This window comes from Streptomyces sp. NPDC093795, from assembly GCF_044764665.1.
Taxonomy (GTDB): domain Bacteria; phylum Actinomycetota; class Actinomycetes; order Streptomycetales; family Streptomycetaceae; genus Streptomyces.
Window position 1 is genome coordinate 76098 of record NZ_JBIWIO010000013.1, and the last position, 16275, is coordinate 92372.

The 16275-nt window shown below is 70.0% G+C and carries 14 protein-coding genes; 11 read left to right on the top strand and 3 right to left on the bottom strand.

Going from position 1 to position 16275, the window contains the following annotated elements; genetic code table 11:
- Positions 1–256 precede the first annotated feature (256 nt).
- From ACIRB7_RS29660 to ACIRB7_RS29670, 3 genes are read right to left on the bottom strand one after another with little or no spacing between them, the layout of a single operon-like run.
- Positions 257–1717 carry a glycoside hydrolase family 43 protein gene (locus ACIRB7_RS29660; RefSeq protein ID WP_403604564.1) on the bottom strand — a complete coding sequence of 487 codons (1461 nt, stop codon included), beginning with the start codon at positions 1715–1717 and terminating at the stop codon, positions 257–259.
- Positions 1714–3933, bottom strand: coding sequence for a glycoside hydrolase family 3 N-terminal domain-containing protein (locus tag ACIRB7_RS29665; RefSeq protein ID WP_403604567.1), 2220 nt, complete (start codon positions 3931–3933; stop codon positions 1714–1716). Before ACIRB7_RS29665 ends, ACIRB7_RS29660 begins: the two co-directional genes overlap by 4 nt.
- 9 nt (positions 3934–3942) lie before the next feature.
- On the bottom strand, positions 3943–4956 hold the full coding sequence (locus tag ACIRB7_RS29670) for a LacI family DNA-binding transcriptional regulator (RefSeq protein WP_403604570.1): 1014 nt from the start codon (positions 4954–4956) through the stop codon (positions 3943–3945).
- Positions 4957–5191: 235 nt separating this feature from the next.
- On the opposite strand from ACIRB7_RS29670, the gene ACIRB7_RS29675 reads away from it, so the two are divergent.
- The 11 genes from ACIRB7_RS29675 (at position 5192) to ACIRB7_RS29725 (ending at position 16274) form a co-directional block, all read left to right on the top strand.
- Positions 5192–6484: an extracellular solute-binding protein gene (locus tag ACIRB7_RS29675; RefSeq protein WP_403604573.1), complete on the top strand. Its 1293-nt coding sequence runs from the start codon at positions 5192–5194 to the stop codon at positions 6482–6484.
- 196 nt (positions 6485–6680) lie between these two features.
- Positions 6681–7586, top strand: coding sequence for a carbohydrate ABC transporter permease (locus ACIRB7_RS29680; protein WP_403605046.1), 906 nt, complete (start codon positions 6681–6683; stop codon positions 7584–7586).
- Positions 7583–8413, top strand: coding sequence for a carbohydrate ABC transporter permease (locus ACIRB7_RS29685; protein ID WP_403604576.1), 831 nt, complete (start codon positions 7583–7585; stop codon positions 8411–8413). The genes ACIRB7_RS29680 and ACIRB7_RS29685 overlap by 4 nt, the downstream gene beginning before the upstream one ends.
- A 93-nt stretch (positions 8414–8506) precedes the next feature.
- A complete protein-coding gene (locus ACIRB7_RS29690; protein ID WP_403604579.1) occupies positions 8507–9877 on the top strand; it encodes a glycoside hydrolase in 1371 nt (456 codons plus the stop codon).
- Positions 9878–9903: 26 nt separating this feature from the next.
- On the top strand, positions 9904–10962 hold the full coding sequence (locus ACIRB7_RS29695; protein WP_403604582.1) for an endo-1,4-beta-xylanase: 1059 nt from the start codon (positions 9904–9906) through the stop codon (positions 10960–10962).
- Positions 10959–12005 carry a Gfo/Idh/MocA family protein gene (locus tag ACIRB7_RS29700; protein ID WP_403604585.1) on the top strand — a complete coding sequence of 349 codons (1047 nt, stop codon included), beginning with the start codon at positions 10959–10961 and terminating at the stop codon, positions 12003–12005. Before ACIRB7_RS29695 ends, ACIRB7_RS29700 begins: the two co-directional genes overlap by 4 nt.
- Positions 12002–12862: a PmoA family protein gene (locus ACIRB7_RS29705; RefSeq protein WP_403604588.1), complete on the top strand. Its 861-nt coding sequence runs from the start codon at positions 12002–12004 to the stop codon at positions 12860–12862. Before ACIRB7_RS29700 ends, ACIRB7_RS29705 begins: the two co-directional genes overlap by 4 nt.
- Positions 12859–13575 carry a cupin domain-containing protein gene (locus ACIRB7_RS29710; RefSeq protein ID WP_403605048.1) on the top strand — a complete coding sequence of 239 codons (717 nt, stop codon included), beginning with the start codon at positions 12859–12861 and terminating at the stop codon, positions 13573–13575. The genes ACIRB7_RS29705 and ACIRB7_RS29710 overlap by 4 nt, the downstream gene beginning before the upstream one ends.
- The gene (locus ACIRB7_RS29715; protein ID WP_403604591.1) at positions 13575–15047 is read left to right on the top strand and encodes a non-reducing end alpha-L-arabinofuranosidase family hydrolase; all 1473 of its coding nucleotides are present in this window, start codon (positions 13575–13577) and stop codon (positions 15045–15047) included. The genes ACIRB7_RS29710 and ACIRB7_RS29715 overlap by 1 nt, the downstream gene beginning before the upstream one ends.
- Before the next feature lie 272 nt (positions 15048–15319).
- Entirely contained in the window at positions 15320–15448 is a 129-nt protein-coding gene (locus tag ACIRB7_RS29720) for a hypothetical protein (protein ID WP_403604594.1), read from the top strand.
- Between the two features lie 58 nt (positions 15449–15506).
- Positions 15507–16274 carry a peptidase inhibitor family I36 protein gene (locus tag ACIRB7_RS29725; RefSeq protein WP_403604597.1) on the top strand — a complete coding sequence of 256 codons (768 nt, stop codon included), beginning with the start codon at positions 15507–15509 and terminating at the stop codon, positions 16272–16274.
- Position 16275 lies beyond the last annotated feature (1 nt).

Here is a 16275-nt window from a genome sequence, read left to right on the forward strand (position 1 = left end):
TCCAGGACGGAAATCGCGGAAGGAAGTGAAGGCGGTAGAACGAATTCACGTCGGTGACGTCTTTGTCGATTGACAAAACGCGCTCGCACCATCAGGGCTACCGAAACCGGAAGACGCCGCCTCGGGAATCAGTGTGGAAACTCGACAGAAACATGTCAAGAGTTTCGAATCGCTTTCGAAGGCCCGATCGCGTCGAAATTCTTTCGACGCGGACCGTCGTTGATCTGCGGAGATCGTCGAGCGTCGAGGTGCAGGGTCAGGAAGTCCGGCCCGGCGCGGACGCATTCGGATAGGCGAGGGCGAACCCCGTGAAATGGGCCTCGTTGGCCGATGGGTCACCGTTGGATGTCGCGTAGAGGCCGATATGCACGCTGGTGAACAGCGGGGCGAGAAACGTCGCTTCGACGGTGGCCAGTTCCTGCCAGGCGCCCTCAGGTGCCGCGAAGACGAATGTGTGGCCGAAGCCGCGGATACGGATTCCGAGGCGGACGGGGCCCGCAGGGACGGGTACGCCGGCCAGGACCTCGGTCCCGCGCCGGAGGCTGAGCCCTTCCGGGGTGCGCAGGAAGAGGAGGTGGGCATCGTCGTCGAGGACCACGGCGAGGCCCGCCTCCTCGCCGGGGGCCGCAGGGGTGAAGCGCAGCTCGGTGGAGACGTCGCAGTCGGGCTGCTCCTGGGGGCGGGCCACCAGGGACGGCGCGGTGCGCTCGCCGAGGCGTTCGGGGCGGAGCCGGAGACGGAGCCCGTCGCCGGTGGTCCAGAACCGCTCGCGGGGCGTGCGCAGGGTACTCCAGTCTGCGGAGAGGCCGGCGAAGTCGTCGCACAGGGGGCTGCCACGACCGGTGTGAGCGACGGGAGTGAAGACCGGCCGGCCGACGTCCCAGGCGATGTGGGCGAGGAACGTCTCGCGACCGATGGCGGAGCCCGGCCGGACGCCCAGGAGGACGGCCCGCCAGTCCCCGTCCGGGGTCCGGACGAGGTCGGCGTGCCCGGTGCAGGTGACCGGACCCCTGGAGGGCGCGAGCACCGGATTGCCGGGGACGCCGCGGTAGGGGCCGGTCACGCGGTCGGCGCGCGCGGCCACCACACTGTGGTCCACATCGGTGCCGCCCTCGGCGGTGAGCAGCAGATAGGTGCCGTCGATGCGGTAGAGGTGCGGGGCTTCCGGCCAGCGGGCCCCCGGATGGCTCCCCGACCACAGGACGTACTCCGGCCCGGTGAGCCGGCGTTCGCCGGGCAGGTACTCGCGCATCCAGATCTCGGTGCGGCCGGCGGCCTCGTCCCGTACCCGTGCGGCGGTGAACCAGGCCCGGCCGTCGCCGTCCGGCCCGTCGTCGAAGAACAGCGACGGATCGAAACCCTCGCCGTCCAGCCAGTACGGCTCCGACCACGGCCCCGCCGGATCCGTCGCCGTGACGACGAAATGGCCGGGGCCGTCCATCAGCGTGCAGACGAGATGGAAGACGCCGTCATGGTGCCGGATCGTCGGCGCGAACAGCCCCCGCGAGGGCCCGCACCCGTCGAGGTCGAGCTGGGACACCCGGTCGAGCGCGGAGCCGAGGCGCCGCCAGTTCACCAGATCGCGGCTGTGGAACACAGGAAGGCCGGGGAACCATTCGAAGCTGGACGTCACCAGGTAGTAGTCCGCCCCCACACGGCAGACGGACGGGTCGGGCCGGAATCCCGGGAGTACGGGATCGCCGAACCACCCGGTCACGGCAGGGGGACGATCTCGACCGGCACGGACAGCACCCGGTCGGCCCCCGGATGACGTACGGGGCCGCTCAGAGTGAAGGAGCCACGGAGCGGAAGGTCGCCGCTGGACCGTCCGACGGCCACGCCGATCTCGCCGGGCTCCACCCGCCTGCGCAGGTCGATCCCGGTGAAGGAGGTCCGGTCGGCATGGACGGAGAAGGTGATCCGGGCGGCCTCGCCCGGCTCGAGCTCGACCCTGCCGAACCCGGCGAGCCACCGCTCCGGCCGGACCACGGACGCCTCGGGATCGGAGAGGTACAGCTGCACCACCTCCGTCCCGGCGACCTCGCCGGCGTTCCGTACCGTGACCGAGACGGAGACGGCCCCGTCCGTCGCGGCGACGGGGTCCACCGAGAGTTCCGAGCAGGTGAAGCTGGTCCAGCTCAGCCCGTGTCCGAAGGGGAACAGCGGGGTAGGGTCCACCGAGCTCCAGTCGGTGCGCCCACCGAGCCGGGAGTGCAGGTAGGTGCCGGGCTGGCCGCCGGGATGGCGGGGGATGGAGACGGGCAGCCGCCCGGACGGTTCCGCGGCGCCGCTGATGATCCGGGCGAGCGCCGTCCCGCCCTCCTCGCCGGGGAAGAAGGCCTGCACCACGGCGGCCGCGCGCTCCGCCAGTGCGCCGAGCGCGTACGGCCGTCCGGAGACGAGGACAAGGACGGTCGGCACCCCGGAGTCCAGGACGGTGGAGGCCAGCGCGGACTGGTCGCCGGGCAGGTCGAGGGTCTCGGCGTCGCAGCCCTCTCCGGAGGTGCCCCGGCCGAACATGCCCGCCCGGTCCCCGAGGATCAGCACGTTCACGTCCGGCTCGTCCGTGGTGACCGTGAACCCGGCGGTGGTCAGCGCCTCGCCGAGCGTCGGTACTTCCACCCCGGGGTCGCCGGGCAGGGCGACGTGGTTGGGGAAGGAGTAGCAGCCGAGGAAGGAGTGGGGGTCGTCGGCGTACGGCCCGGTGATCGCGACCCGGCACGGCCGCAGCGGCAGGATGCCGTCGTTGGCGAGCAGCACGGTGGACCGCTCGGCCAGGAGCCTGGCCAACTCCCGGTTCTCCGGCGGGTCCAGGTCGACCGGCTCGGGCTTGACGGGCTCCCAGTCCGGGTCGAGCAGGCCGAGTTCGGCCTTCTGCAGCAGCACCCGTTCCGCGGCCCGGTCGATCAGCTCTTCCGGTACGGCCCCTGACCGTACGAGTGCGGTCAGCGGCTCGCCGTAGCAGCGGGCCGTGGGCAGTTCGACGTCGATCCCCGCGGTGAGCGCCAGCGCGCCGGCCCCACCGCGCGAGCCGGCGACGCCGTGCCGCGTCTCCAGGAAGGAGACGGCGTAGTAGTCGGCGACGACCACACCGCCGAAACCGAGCTCGCCGCGGAGCAGTTCGGTCAGCAGCCGCTCGTCGGCGGCCACCGGGACACCGTCCACGTCGGTGTAGCTGTTCATCACCGACCGGGCGCCGCCCTCGCGCAGCGCCCGTACGAACGGCTCGACCAGCACGTCGGCGAACTCGCGCGGCCCCGAGGGGACGGGGGCCATGTTCCGGCCGCCGCGCGAGGCCGAGTACCCGGCGAAGTGCTTGAGCGTCGACACGATCCCGGCGCCTTCCAGGCCCTGCACATAGGCGGTGCCGATAGCGCCGACGAGGTAGGGATCCTCGCCGACGCACTCCTCGGTCCTGCCCCACCGGTAGTCCCGGACCACGTCGAGCACCGGAGCCAGTCCCTGGTGGATGCCGACCCGCCTCATGCCCGCGCCGATGGTGGCGGCCATCCGGCGTACGAGTTCCGGGTCGAAGGACGCACCCCAGGCGAGCGGCCCGGGGAAGACCGTCGCCCCGAACGTCATGAACCCGGTCAGGCACTCCTCGTGAGCGACGGCCGGGATCCCGAACCGGCCGGCTCCCATGACCTGCCGCTGGAGCGCGGCGAGCCGCTCCATCCCGGCTTCGGCGGTGATCGGACCGGTGCCGTACACCCGGGTGAGCTGGCCGAGGCCGTGGGCGATGACGTCGTCGAAGCCGGGAGCGGACTCGCCGGAATCGTCCTCCATCGGCGCGACGGGCGCTCCCGGGTTCGAGGGCAGTGCCCAGAAGCCGGCGAGCTGCCCCGCCTTCTCCTCCACCGTCATCCGTTTCAGCAGATCGGCGACGCGCTCGGGCGCGGGCAGGAGGGGGTCACGCCAGGGCTCGGTCAAGGGGTTCTCCTAGGAACGGGGCGGGGCGGTGGAGAGCCGGACCTTGAGCTCGGTCGCGAGCTCCATCCGGTGGCTGACCAGGGGCTGGTCCTCCAGGAGCTGGAACAGGGTGCGGGCGGCGAGTCGGCCCATCTCCTCCAGCGGCTGACGGACCGTCGTCAGCGGCGGCGACAGCCAGTCGCACATCGGCAGGTCGTCGAAGCCGACCACGCTGAGGTCCTCAGGGACGCTCAACCCGGCCTGCCGCGCGGCTTCGTAGACGCCCATCGCCTGCTGGTCGCTGCCGGCGAAGACGGCCGTCGGCGGCTCGGGGAGGGCGAGCAGTTCCTGGGCGCGCCGGAACCCGCCCTCGTGCTGGAAGTCGCCGAACCGGATCAGGTCGCGGTCGACCTCGACCCCGGCGCGCTCAAGCGCTGCCCGGTACCCGTCGATGCGGGCCTGGCTGCAGAGCATCTCCTTGCGCCCGCCGATCGCGGCGATCCGGCGGTGCCCCAGCTCCAGCAGGTGCTCGGTGGCGGCGAGGCCGCCGGCCCAGTTGGTCGCGCCGATGCTCGGGACGCCGTTGTCCGGCAGGTCGATCGGGTCGATGACGACCAGCGCCACTCCGGCCCGTTCGACCTGGGCGCGTTGGGCCTGGGTGACCGAGGAGGTGACGAGGATGACGCCGTCGCTGTGGTGCAGGACCGGCAGCGCGGCCCAGCTCGACGGTGTGGCCTCGCCCGGCGGGACGAGCGACACGACGGTGCCGACGCTCCGCTGGGCGCACTCGGCCTCGACGCCGCGCAGGATCTCCACCGCCCAGGCGCTGTCCAGGCCGCCGAGGATCAGGTCGACAAGACCCGACCTGCGGGCCCTGGCCTGGCGTCCCGGGGAAAGGTAGTTGTGGGATCGCAGCAGGGTCTCGATCCGCTCGCGCGTCGACGGCGCGACATCGGAGCGGCCGTTGATGACCTTGGACACGGTGGCCTGGGAGACGCCTGCCTCCGCGGCGATGACGGCCAGGGTCGGACGCTGCTCGTTCAACTTCTCTCCTCTGCGCGGACGCCATCGGTCGGCGACCAATACCGCAAACGTTTCGAAGAGTTTCGGATCCGTGTGACGAGCTTGTCAACCCTGTAACACGCTGCTGTTTCGCGAGAGTTCGGTGAGAAGTCTTGACCGGGGAGCCACGCGTTCCTAGTTTGTGGCGTCACAGAATTCGAGAGTTTTACGAAAAGTTTTCGGGCTCGAATCGGCATTCCCCACCCCCGGAGGTCCCATGGCCAGCATCCCCCCGAGCCGACGAAGCTTCCTTGCGCTCTCGGGCCTGACCGCACTGTCCGTCTCGCTGACCGCGGCCTGCGGTGGCGGCGGTTCCGGCAGCGGGCGGACGGCCGACGGCAAGGTGGCGTTCGACTGGTGGAACATCGCCACGACGGAGCCGGGCAAGTCACTCTTCCCGCAGATCGCCTCGGCGTTCATGTCCGCTCACCCGAACATCACGATCAAGACGACCTCGTTGGAGAACGAGGCGTTCAAGTCCAAGCTGACCGCCACCACTTCGTCCGGCAAGCTCCCCGACGTCTTCCAGACCTGGGGTGGCGGCGTGCTGCAGCAGCAGGTCGACGCGGGTCTCGTCGAGGACCTCACCGACGCGCTCGGCTGGTCGTCCGAGCTCACCCCGGTCTCGCTGCAGGCGTATCAGATCGGCGGCCGGACCTACGGAGTCCCGTACGACATCGGCATGGTCGGCTTCTGGTACAACAAGAAGCTCTTCGCCAAGGCCGGGGTCACCGCGCCGCCGGCCACCTGGGCCGAGTTCCTCGACGTCGTCAGGAAGCTCAAGGCGGCCGGCGTCACCCCGATCGCCCTCGCGGGCAAGGAGAAGTGGCCGGGCCACTACTACTGGGCCTACCTCGCGATGCGCGTCGCCGGCCTCCCCGCCCTGCAACAGGCCGCGGACGGCAAGGACTTCACAGGCCCCGGCTTCGTCCAGGCCGGTGTCCACCTCAAGGAGCTGGTCGACCTCCAGCCGTTCCAGGAGGCCTTCCTCGGCGCCGGCTACGCCACCCCGGGAGGTCAGGCCGCGACCATGGGCAACGGCAAGGCCGCCATGGAGCTGATGGGGCAGTGGGCGCCGTCGGTGCAGAAGGACGCCGCCGCCGACCTCGGAGCGGACCTCGGCTTCTTCCCCTTCCCGACCGTCGACGGCGGAGTCGGCAAGGCCGGCGACGTGTTCGGCGGCGGCGGAGGCTTCGCGCTGCGCAAGGGCGCCCCGAAGGAGGCACTGGACTTCCTGAAGTTCTTCGTCCTGGAGAACGAGTCCAAACTGCTGGCCTCCAACGGCTACCTGCCGGTGGTCAAGGGCGCGGAGAGCCAGCTCACCGACGCCAACAAGAAGGTGGTGGCCGGCAGCCTGGCCAAGGCGACGGGCTTCCAGCTCTTCCTCGACCAGGCCTATCCGCCGGCGGTCGGCCAGGAGGTCAACGACAGCGTCGCCGACCTCATCGCGGGCAAGAAGACGCCCGAGCAGGTCACCCAGTCGATCACCGAGGCTGCGAAGGGTGCCTGAGTCCGTGGCTACCCCGACCAAGGACCCGGGCAAGGGCCTGGGCAAGGACCCGGGCGAAGGCCTGGGTAAGGACCCGGGCGAAGGCCTGGCCGCGGGCCGGGGCGAGCACCCGGGCAGGGGCCCGGCCGAGGCCCAGGCCGACGAGCGGGCGGAGCACGCCGTACCGGTACGCCCGCCCGCCCCGGCCCGGTCGCTCCTGCGCGGACTGGGCAGTTGGGCGTCGATCGCCTGGTTCCTCGTCCCGGCTCTGCTCCTCTTCCTCGTCTTCGTCCTCGCCCCGATCGTCGTCGCCGTCCACACCAGCTTCTTCAAGTGGGGCGGGGTCGGCCCCATGGCGGACTTCGTCGGCCTCGACAACTACGTCAGGCTCTTCGCCGACCAGGTCTTCGTCGGCGACATGGGGCGCGGGCTCTACCTGATCATCCTGTCGGTCACGGTGCAGTTGCCCTTCGCGCTGTTCACCGCGGTCCTGCTCAACCAGAAGCTGCGCGGCCGGGCCGTCTACCGGATGCTCTTCTTCGCGCCGTACATCCTCTCCGAGGTGGTCACGGCGGTCCTCTTCACCATGATCTTCCTCCCCGGCGACGGCATGGCCGACCATCTCGCCGGCGCCCTCGGCCTGGAGGGACTCCAGGGCAAGTGGCTCGCCGACCCCTCGACGGTCATGCCGACCCTGTTCGTGGTCATGACCTGGAAGTACTTCGGCTTCCACATGATGCTCTTCCTCGCCGGGCTGCAAAGCATCCCGCGCGAGGTCCTCGACGCCGCCTCCATCGACGGCGCCGGCGCCTGGCAGCGCTTCCGGTACGTGACGCTGCCGCTGCTCGGCCCGACGATCCGGATCAGCGTCTTCCTTTCGGTCATCGGGGCCATCCAGCTCTTCGACCTCGTCTGGGTCATGACCACGGGCGGTCCCAACCACTCCTCCGAGACGATGGCGATCTCGATGTTCCAGTTCGGGTTCAAGCGCTACCAGGTCGGCTACGCCAGCGCGATCAGCGTCGTGCTGTTCATGATCAGCCTGGTCTTCTCCCTCCTCTACCAGCGGTACGTGCTCCGCCGTGACCTGAGCGGGGCCGTCACCACGGGAGGTGGCCGATGAACGCCCGCAGGGCCGCACGCGGCCTGTCGCTGCACGCCGTGGTCTGGCTGATCGGCGCGTTCGTCGTCGTACCGCTGATCTACGCGGTGATCTCCGGGTTCAAGAGCACGGGCGAACTGACGACCAATCCGTTCGGGCTTCCGGAGCACTGGAAGATCGGCAACTACGCCGGCATCCTCGGCGACGGAATGTTCTGGCGGCAGATCGCCAACAGCGCCGGCATCGCGATCGGCACGACGGTCTGCACGGTGGTGGCCTCCGCCATGGCGGCGTTCGTCCTCGCGCGCTACGCCTTCCGGGGCCGCGAGCTGTTCTACATGCTCTTCACGATCGGGCTGATGTTCCCGTTCGCGGTGGCGGTCCTGCCGCTGTTCCTGCTGCTGCGCACCTTCGACCTGCTCGACAACCCGCTGGGAGTGATCCTCCCGCAGGCCGCCTTCGGGCTCCCCATGACGATCATCATTCTCCGCGGCTTCTTCCGGACCATCCCGGCCGAGGTCGAGGAGGCGGCCATCATGGACGGCTGCGGCAAGTTCCGCTTCTTCTGGAAGATCCTGCTGCCGATGGCGCGCCCGGCGCTCGGTACGGTCTCGGTCCTCGCGATCGTCGCGAGCTGGAACAACTTCTTCCTGCCGCTGCTCGTGTTCAACGACCCGAAATGGCAGACGATCCCGGTCGGCGTCCAGCAGTTCCAGGGCCAGTACTCGACCGACTACGCGCTCGTCCTCGCCTACATCGTGCTCGCCATGGTCCCCGCCCTGGCCTTCTACGCCGTCGCCGAACGCCAGCTGATCGGCGGCCTCACCGCGGGCGCCACCAAGGGCTGACCCGCCCCGCTTTCCCCTCCGTCCCGAGGAGACCTCGTGAAACGCCTGACCACGCTGACGGCCGTCATTTTGTTAGCGCTAACAACGCACGCGATGGCCGACCCCGCCCCACCCGTGGCACGCGCGGCCGACTCCGCGCCACCCGCGGCCGATCCCGCACGCCCCGCCGTCGACTTCCGCACCGACCTCCAGCCCATCGACGGCTTCGGCTTCTCGATGGCCTTCCAGCGCGCCGACCTGCTGTACGGCGCGCGGGGCCTCGGCCCGGCCAAGCAGCGCGAAGTGCTCGACCTGCTGTTCAGCAAGGAGAAGGGCGCGGGGCTTTCGATCCTGCGCCTGGGCATCGGGTCGTCGACCGACAGGGTCTACGACCACATGCCGACGATCCTGCCGGCCGACCCCGGCGGCCCGGACGCCACACCGAACTACGTCTGGGACGGCTGGGACGGCGGCCAGGTCCGGCTCGCCAAGGAGGCCAAGGCCTACGGCGTCAAGCGGTTCTTCGCCGACGCGTGGAGCGCCCCGGCCTTCATGAAGACCAACGGAAGCGAGAACGACGGCGGCGAGCTCCGGCCCGAATGGCGTCAGGCGTACGCGAACTACCTCGTCCAGTACGCCAAGTTCTACCGGCAGGAAGGCGTCGGGATCACCGACCTCGGGTTCACCAACGAACCCGACTGGACGGCGACCTACGCCTCGATGCGGTTCACCCCGCAGCAGGCCGTCGACTTCCTCAAGGTGCTCGGGCCCACCGTCCGCGCATCCGGACTCAAGACCCGGCTGGTCTGCTGCGACGCCGCCGGCTGGGACCGCCAGGTCGCCTACACCCAGGCCATCGAGGCGGACCCCGCGGCCGACAGGGCCGTACGGACCATCACAGGTCACCGCTACAGCGGCCCGACCGACGTCCCCCAGCCGACCGACAAGCACGTGTGGATGTCGGAATGGTCGCCGGACGGCACCACCTGGAACGAGAACTGGGACGACGGCAGCGGCTACGACGGGCTCACCGTCGCGGCCGACATCCAGAACACCTTCACCACCGGCAACGCCAACGCCTACGTCTACTGGACCGGCGCGTCCCTCGGCGCCACCCGGGGACTCATCCAGCTCGCCAACCCCGGAGACTCCTACCGGGTGTCCAAGCGGTACTGGGCGCTGGCCGCCTTCAGCCGCTTCATCCGCCCCGGCGCCGTCCGCGTACCGGTCACGAACGCCGACCCCGCCCTCCGGATCACGGCCTTCCGGAACACCGACGGCAGCCGCGTGATCGAGATCCTCAACACCGCGACCACCGAACGCTCCGCCGACTTCACCCTGCGCGGCGGCCACGACCGGCACCCCGACGCCTACGTCACCGACGAGACCCGCTCGATCACCCCGGCCGACGTCGTCTCCACCCACGGCACGACCCTCACGGCCGAGCTCGCCCCGCGCGCGCTCACCACGATCGTCCTCGACTGAACCGCCTACCGCACGAGGAGTCAGCCATGTCCACTTCCCGGACCGTCACCGCATCCCGGATGCTCGCCACCCTGACCGCCGCGGCCTGCCTCGCCGCCGGGCTCGCCACCGCGCCCGCGGCGGCCGACCCCCGCCCCAGGACGCTCGCCGAACTGGCCAAGAAGCACCACAAGTACTTCGGCTCCGCCACCGACAACCCCGAGTTCACCGACGCCGCCTACCTGAAGCTCCTCGGCAGCGAGTTCGGCCAGACCACCCCCGGCAACGCCATGAAGTGGTACGCCACCGAGCCCGAGCGCGGTGTCTTCGACTTCACCGCCGGCGACGAGGTCGTCTCCTTCGCCAAGGCTCACCACATGAAGGTCCGCGGCCACACGCTCCTCTGGCACCAGCAGCTCCCCGCCTGGCTCACCGAGGGCACCTGGACCGCCGACGAGCTCCGCGCCATCCTCAAGAACCACATCCAGAAGGTGGTCCGGCACTACAAGGGCCAGGTGATCCACTGGGACGTCGTCAACGAGGCCTTCAACGAGGACGGCACCTACCGCGAGTCGCTCTTCTACAAGACGCTCGGCCCCGGCTACATCGCCGACGCCCTGCGCTGGGCCCACGAGGCCGACCGCCACGCCAAGCTGTACCTCAACGACTACAACGTCGACGGCATCGGCCCCAAGAGCGACGCCTACTACACCCTGATCAAGCAGCTGAAGGCCGACGGCGTCCCGGTGGAGGGCTTCGGCATCCAGGGCCACCTGGCACTCCAGTACGGCTTCCCCGCCGACGTCCAGCAGAACATGCAGCGCTTCGCCGACCTCGGGGTGGAGGTCGCGGTCACCGAGCTCGACATCCGGATGAACCTCCCCGCGACGCCGGAGCAGCTCGCCACCCAGGCCACCTGGTACGCCGACTACACCAAGGCCTGCCTGGCGGTCGAGAAGTGCGTCGGCATCACCATCTGGGACTACACGGACAAGTACTCGTGGATCCCCTCCGTCTTCCCCGGCGAGGGCGCGGCGCTGCCCTACGACGAGAACCTGCGGCCCAAGCCCGCCTACCACGCGATCAAGGAGGTGCTGGGCGGATGATCAGGACGGCCATCGTCGGAACCGGCGGGATCGCGGGCATCTGCCACGTCCCCGCCCTCCGGGCCCAGGCGCACCGGGCCGAGATCGTGGCAGCCGTCGACGTGGACGCCGCGCGCGCCGAGGCGTTCGCGGCGGAGCACAACATCCCCGCGGTCTACACCGACCTGCTCGCGATGCTCGACGAGCAGCGGCCGGACCTCGTCCACCTGTGCACGCCGCCGTTCCTCCACGCCGACCAGGCCGTGGCCTGCCTGGAGTCGGGGGCGTGGGTGTGGTGCGAGAAGCCGGTGGCGTTGTCCCTCGCCGAGATCGACCGGATCCGTGCCGCCGAGGGGACCGCCGTCGCGGGCGCGGTGTTCCAGCACCGGTACGGCTCCGGGGCCCGGTACCTGCGCGACCGGATCGCGGCCGGAACCCTTGGCCGCCCGCTGGTCGCGCAGTGCGTCACGGCGTGGTACCGCGACGACGCGTACTACGACGTGCCCTGGCGCGGCACCTGGGAGAGCGAGGGCGGCGGCCCGACGCTGGGCCACGGCATCCACCAGATGGACCTGATGCTCGCGGTGCTCGGCGACTGGGCCGAGGTGCGCGCGATGGCCGGCCGGCTGGAGCGCGACGTCCAGACCGAGGACGTGTCCACGGCTCTGGTCCGGTTCGAGAACGGAGCCATCGCGACGGTCGTCAACAGCGTCCTCTCCCCGCGCGAGGAGAGCTACCTGCGATTCGACTTCAGCGAGGCCACGGTCGAGCTGCGCCATCTGTACGGCTACTCCAACGCGGACTGGACGGTCACCGCCGGGTCGCCCGGCGTCACCTGGGAACCGCCGGACGACCTGCCGAGCTCGCACACCGCCCAGCTCGACGCCTTCCTGAACGGCTACGAAGTGGGGGCCCGGCCCGACCTCGGGAGATCCACCATGGAACTGGTCACCGCCCTGTACAAGGCCGCGATCACCGGACTGCCGGTCCGGCGCGGGGAGATCGACGCGGCCGACCCGTTCTACGGCTCGCTCAACGGAGGGCTGCCGGGGGTGTTCCGATGACGTTCGAACTGGTCGAGAACGAGGACTCGCTGATCGTCCGAGCGCGCGGCACCGACCTCTTCCGCTACGTGCACCGGCCGGTCATGGACCCCTTCGAGGCACCGAAGCCGTATCTGCATCCGGTGCGCACGCTCGCCGGCGACGTGGTCACCGGCTACCGGCCGCACGATCACCGCTGGCACAAGGGCATCCAGCTCACGGCGTCATGGGTGTCCGGGCAGAACTTCTGGGGCGGCGGCACCTACCTGCGCGGCCAGGGATACGTCGACCTGCCGAACCTCGGCACGATGCGCAGCCTCGCCGTGTCCGCCGGAACGGACCACGACCGCGCTGTCATCACCGAGGACCTCGCCTGGCACACGATGGCGGGGGAGCACTGGATCGACGAGCGCCGCACGCTGACCGCACGCGACGTCGAGCCCGACTCCTGGACCCTGGAGATCACCACCGCGCTGACCAATGTCCACGACACCACTCTGCGGTTCGGCAGCCCGGGCACACAGGGCAGAGAGCTCGCCGGATACTCCGGCCTCTTCTGGCGCGGCCCGCGCGACTTCACCGGCGGCGACGTGATCGGCCCCGCGATGGGGGAGCAGGGCGACTGGCTCGCCTTCGTCGGCACGCACGACGAGATCGACCGTTCGTCCACGCTCCTGTTCCTGGACGATCCGGAAGCTCCCTGCCAGTGGTTCGTCCGCAGCGACCCCATCCCCGCCGTCAACCCCTCCCTGGCGTTCGACAAGGAACTGCCGCTGGCCCCGGGCGACACCCTGTCGCGCCGCTACCGGATCGTCGTCGCCGACGGAGCGTGGACGCCCGAGCGCCTGGCCCGCCACGTCGAGGACCACCCGTGGTGACCCCGTTCCCCGGCGGCGTGGGGATTTCCGGGCTGACCGTGTACGACTGGGAGGCCGCCGACGGACTGTGCGGCGGCACACCCCACATGCACCTCGTCTGCTCGGAGGCGTACGTCGTCATCGGCGGCGAGGGAAGCGTCCAGACCCTCACCAGCACCGGCTTCGCCGACACCCCGCTGCACCCCGGTGACGTCGTCTGGTTCACCCCGGGCACGATCCACCGCCTCGTCAACGCCGGTGGTCTGCGCCTCGTGGTGCTCATGCAGAACAGCGGACTGCCCGAGGCGGGCGACGCCGTCTTCACCTTCCCCGCCCCGGTCCTCGCCGACCCCCACTCCTACCGGAAGGCGGCCGCCCTGACCGGCGACCATTCCACGTCGGCGCGCCGCCGCCGCGACCTGGCGCTGGAGGGGTTCCTCGCCCTGCGCGAAGGCGGGCTCCCGGAGTTCCACACCGCGGCCCTCCGCCTGAAGAGCGAGCTCCTGGACGCCTGGCGGATCCGCTGGCGTGACGGCCCGATGGCCGCGGCCGTCACGACCGGCCGTCAGCTGGAACGGCTGAAGGCCGGAGACCTCTCGCACCTCGGCCACGGCGAGGTGTCACGCCTTGAGCGCCCGGAGCACCAGGCCTTCGGCATGTGCGGCCGCCTTCACACCTACACCGTCCCCGACCACCCGTCACCTCACCTCCATCCCCTGAAGGAGCTCTTCTGATGCGGTTTCGCCATCCACCCCTGGTCCTGAGTCTCGTACTCGCGGTCCTGTCGTCCTTGCTGCTCGGGGCCACCCTCCTCAGTGCCCCGCCCGCCGCCGCGGCGACCGTCGACACCAACGCCTCCTACGTACTGGTCAACCGCAACAGCGGCAAGGCCCTCGACGTCTACAACCTGGCGACCAACGACGGCGCCCGCATCACCCAGTGGTCCAGGAACGACCAGAACCAGCAGCAGTGGCAGTTCGTCGACTCCGGCGGCGGCTACTACCGCATCAAGTCCCGCCACTCCGGCAAGGTGCTGGAGGTCCACAACAGCTCCACCGCCAACGGCGGCGCGATCGTCCAGTGGACCGACCTGAACGGCACCAACCAGCAGTGGCGGCTCGCCGACAGCGCCGACGGCCACATCCGGCTCATCGCGCGCCACAGCGGCAAGGCCCTCGAAGTACAGGGCGGTTCCACGGCCGACGGCGCGAACATCGTCCAGTACGACGACTGGGGCGGCACCAACCAGCAGTGGCAGCTCGTCAAGGTCGGCGCCGGCACCCCCGGCACATGCGCCCTCCCGGCGACGTACCGCTGGTCGTCGACGGGCGCGCTGGCACAGCCCAAGGCGGGCTGGGCCTCCCTCAAGGACTTCACCGTCGCCCCGTACAACGGCAAGCACCTCGTCTACGCGACGACGCACGGCGCCGCGGGAACGGGAGCGGGCTGGGGTTCGATGAACTTCACCCCGTTCGCCCAGTGGTCGGAGATGGCCTCGGCCGGCCAGAACACCATGTCGAACTCCGTCGTCGCGCCCACGCTCTTCTACTTCGCGCCGAAGAACATCTGGGTGCTCGCCTACCAGTGGGGCCAGTGGCCCTTCATCTACCGCACGTCGAACGACCCCACCAACCCCAACGGCTGGTCCGCGCCGCAGCCGCTGTTCACCGGCAGCATCACCGGTTCCCCCACCGGCCCGATCGACCAGACCCTGATCGCCGACGACCAGAACATGTACCTGTTCTTCGCCGGTGACAACGGCAAGATCTACCGGGCGAGCATGCCCATCGGGAACTTCCCGGGCAGCTTCGGCTCGTCGTACACGACGATCATGAGCGACACGGAGGCCAACCTGTTCGAGGCCCCCCAGGTCTACAAGGTCCAGGGCCGGCAGCAGTACCTCATGATCGTCGAGGCGAAGGGCGCGAACGGGCGCTACTTCCGCTCGTTCACGGCCACCAGCCTGAACGGCTCGTGGACACCCCAGGCCGCGACCGAGAGCAACCCCTTCGCCGGCAAGGCGAACAGCGGCGCCACCTGGACCAACGACATCAGCCACGGCGAACTGATCCGCACCAGCGCCGATCAGACCTTCACCGTCGACCCCTGCAACCTGCAGTTCCTCTACCAGGGACGTGCCCCCGACTCCGGCGGCGACTACGGCCAGTGGCCCTACCGGCCGGGTCTGCTGACACTGCGGCGCTGACGACGTGACACCGGTCCGGCTCCGCACCGGGAAACCGGTCGGAGCCGGTCGGCACGCATGCCGCGTGAGGCGCCCCGAGCACCCGAGTACTCCAGCACGTTCTCGTCAGGGCCCCGAGTCCGGCTCGGTCCACCGCGGGACCTTGCCGTCTGCTAGATCTGCGTCTCCCGTACGGTGAGATGGGCCGTCCAGGCGCGATCGACTGGACGGCTTTCTCATGGACGACCGCCTTGGGGTACGGGCCGAACTTGCCGATCGGCAGGTACGGCCCGATGAACTCCCGCTCCTCGTCGGTCAGTTGCGTGCGCGTCACGTACGACGGTCTGCCGGGCCTGGGCCTGGCAGGGGGCGACACCGAGGGGTCGATGTTGGTGGACCGGCTCGCCATGGTCTCGCGGTGAACGTACTCGCCTGATCCGGTGTGTCGTGACGTGTGTGGGTTCTTTAGAGTTCACGACCATGCACATGATCAAGAGTTCACTCGGCCGCCTGGCGCTCGCCGGGCTGGCCGCCGTTCTCCTGGCCGCCTGCCTGGTGTGGGTGCAGGCCGGACCGGCGCAGGCGGCGTACACCGACTGTCCGACGAAGACGTTCTGCCTGTACACGCAGGCCGGCGGCGAGGGCGAGATGGTCTCGCTCGCGCCGCAGGACGGGCCCGTGCTCGACTACGGCACGGTCGAGAGCCTGAAGAACCGGACCTTCCTGTCGTTCCGGAACAACACCACCTCCTGGACGTGCCTCTACGACGACCCGGCGTACGGCGGGACCGACATCCAGGCCGTGTTGCCCGGCCATGCCGGCGGCGACCTGGCCAAGGGTGCCGACGGGCTGCCGAAGGTGACGGTGGCCTCGCACAAGTTCGCCCCGTCGAAGTCGCTCTGCCGCACCGGGTTCGAGCGCTGCGATGCCGGCCGGGTGTGCATCTTCCAGGGCCCGAGCGGGCGCGGTGCCGGAGGAGTGGCGAGCCAGGCCGAGGTCCTTCCGGACGGCGTCCTGGGCAACAGGGACTACGGCGTGACCTGGGACGACAAGCTGGTGTCCGTCGCGAACCGGTCGCACAAGGTCGCCTGCTTCTTCCGGGATCCCGGATACTCCGGAACCTGGCAGGAAGGCGGCGTCGCGTACCGGGCGTTCGTCGTCCCGCCCGGCGAGGAGACGACCCTGCCCGCCGTGTACCAGTCGTCCGTCAGCTCCCACAAGCTCGCCGACGCCGAAGGGAAGTGCTGAC

Coding starts and splice junctions, on each gene's coding strand:
- ACIRB7_RS29675 (WP_403604573.1), top strand. CDS start 5,192: ATGGCCAGCATCCCCCCGAGCCGACGAAGCTTCCTTGCGCTCTCGGGC.
- ACIRB7_RS29685 (WP_403604576.1), top strand. CDS start 7,583: ATGAACGCCCGCAGGGCCGCACGCGGCCTGTCGCTGCACGCCGTGGTC.
- ACIRB7_RS29690 (WP_403604579.1), top strand. CDS start 8,507: ATGGCCGACCCCGCCCCACCCGTGGCACGCGCGGCCGACTCCGCGCCA.
- ACIRB7_RS29695 (WP_403604582.1), top strand. CDS start 9,904: ATGTCCACTTCCCGGACCGTCACCGCATCCCGGATGCTCGCCACCCTG.
- ACIRB7_RS29700 (WP_403604585.1), top strand. CDS start 10,959: ATGATCAGGACGGCCATCGTCGGAACCGGCGGGATCGCGGGCATCTGC.
- ACIRB7_RS29705 (WP_403604588.1), top strand. CDS start 12,002: ATGACGTTCGAACTGGTCGAGAACGAGGACTCGCTGATCGTCCGAGCG.
- ACIRB7_RS29715 (WP_403604591.1), top strand. CDS start 13,575: ATGCGGTTTCGCCATCCACCCCTGGTCCTGAGTCTCGTACTCGCGGTC.
- ACIRB7_RS29720 (WP_403604594.1), top strand. CDS start 15,320: ATGAACTCCCGCTCCTCGTCGGTCAGTTGCGTGCGCGTCACGTACGAC.
- ACIRB7_RS29725 (WP_403604597.1), top strand. CDS start 15,507: ATGCACATGATCAAGAGTTCACTCGGCCGCCTGGCGCTCGCCGGGCTG.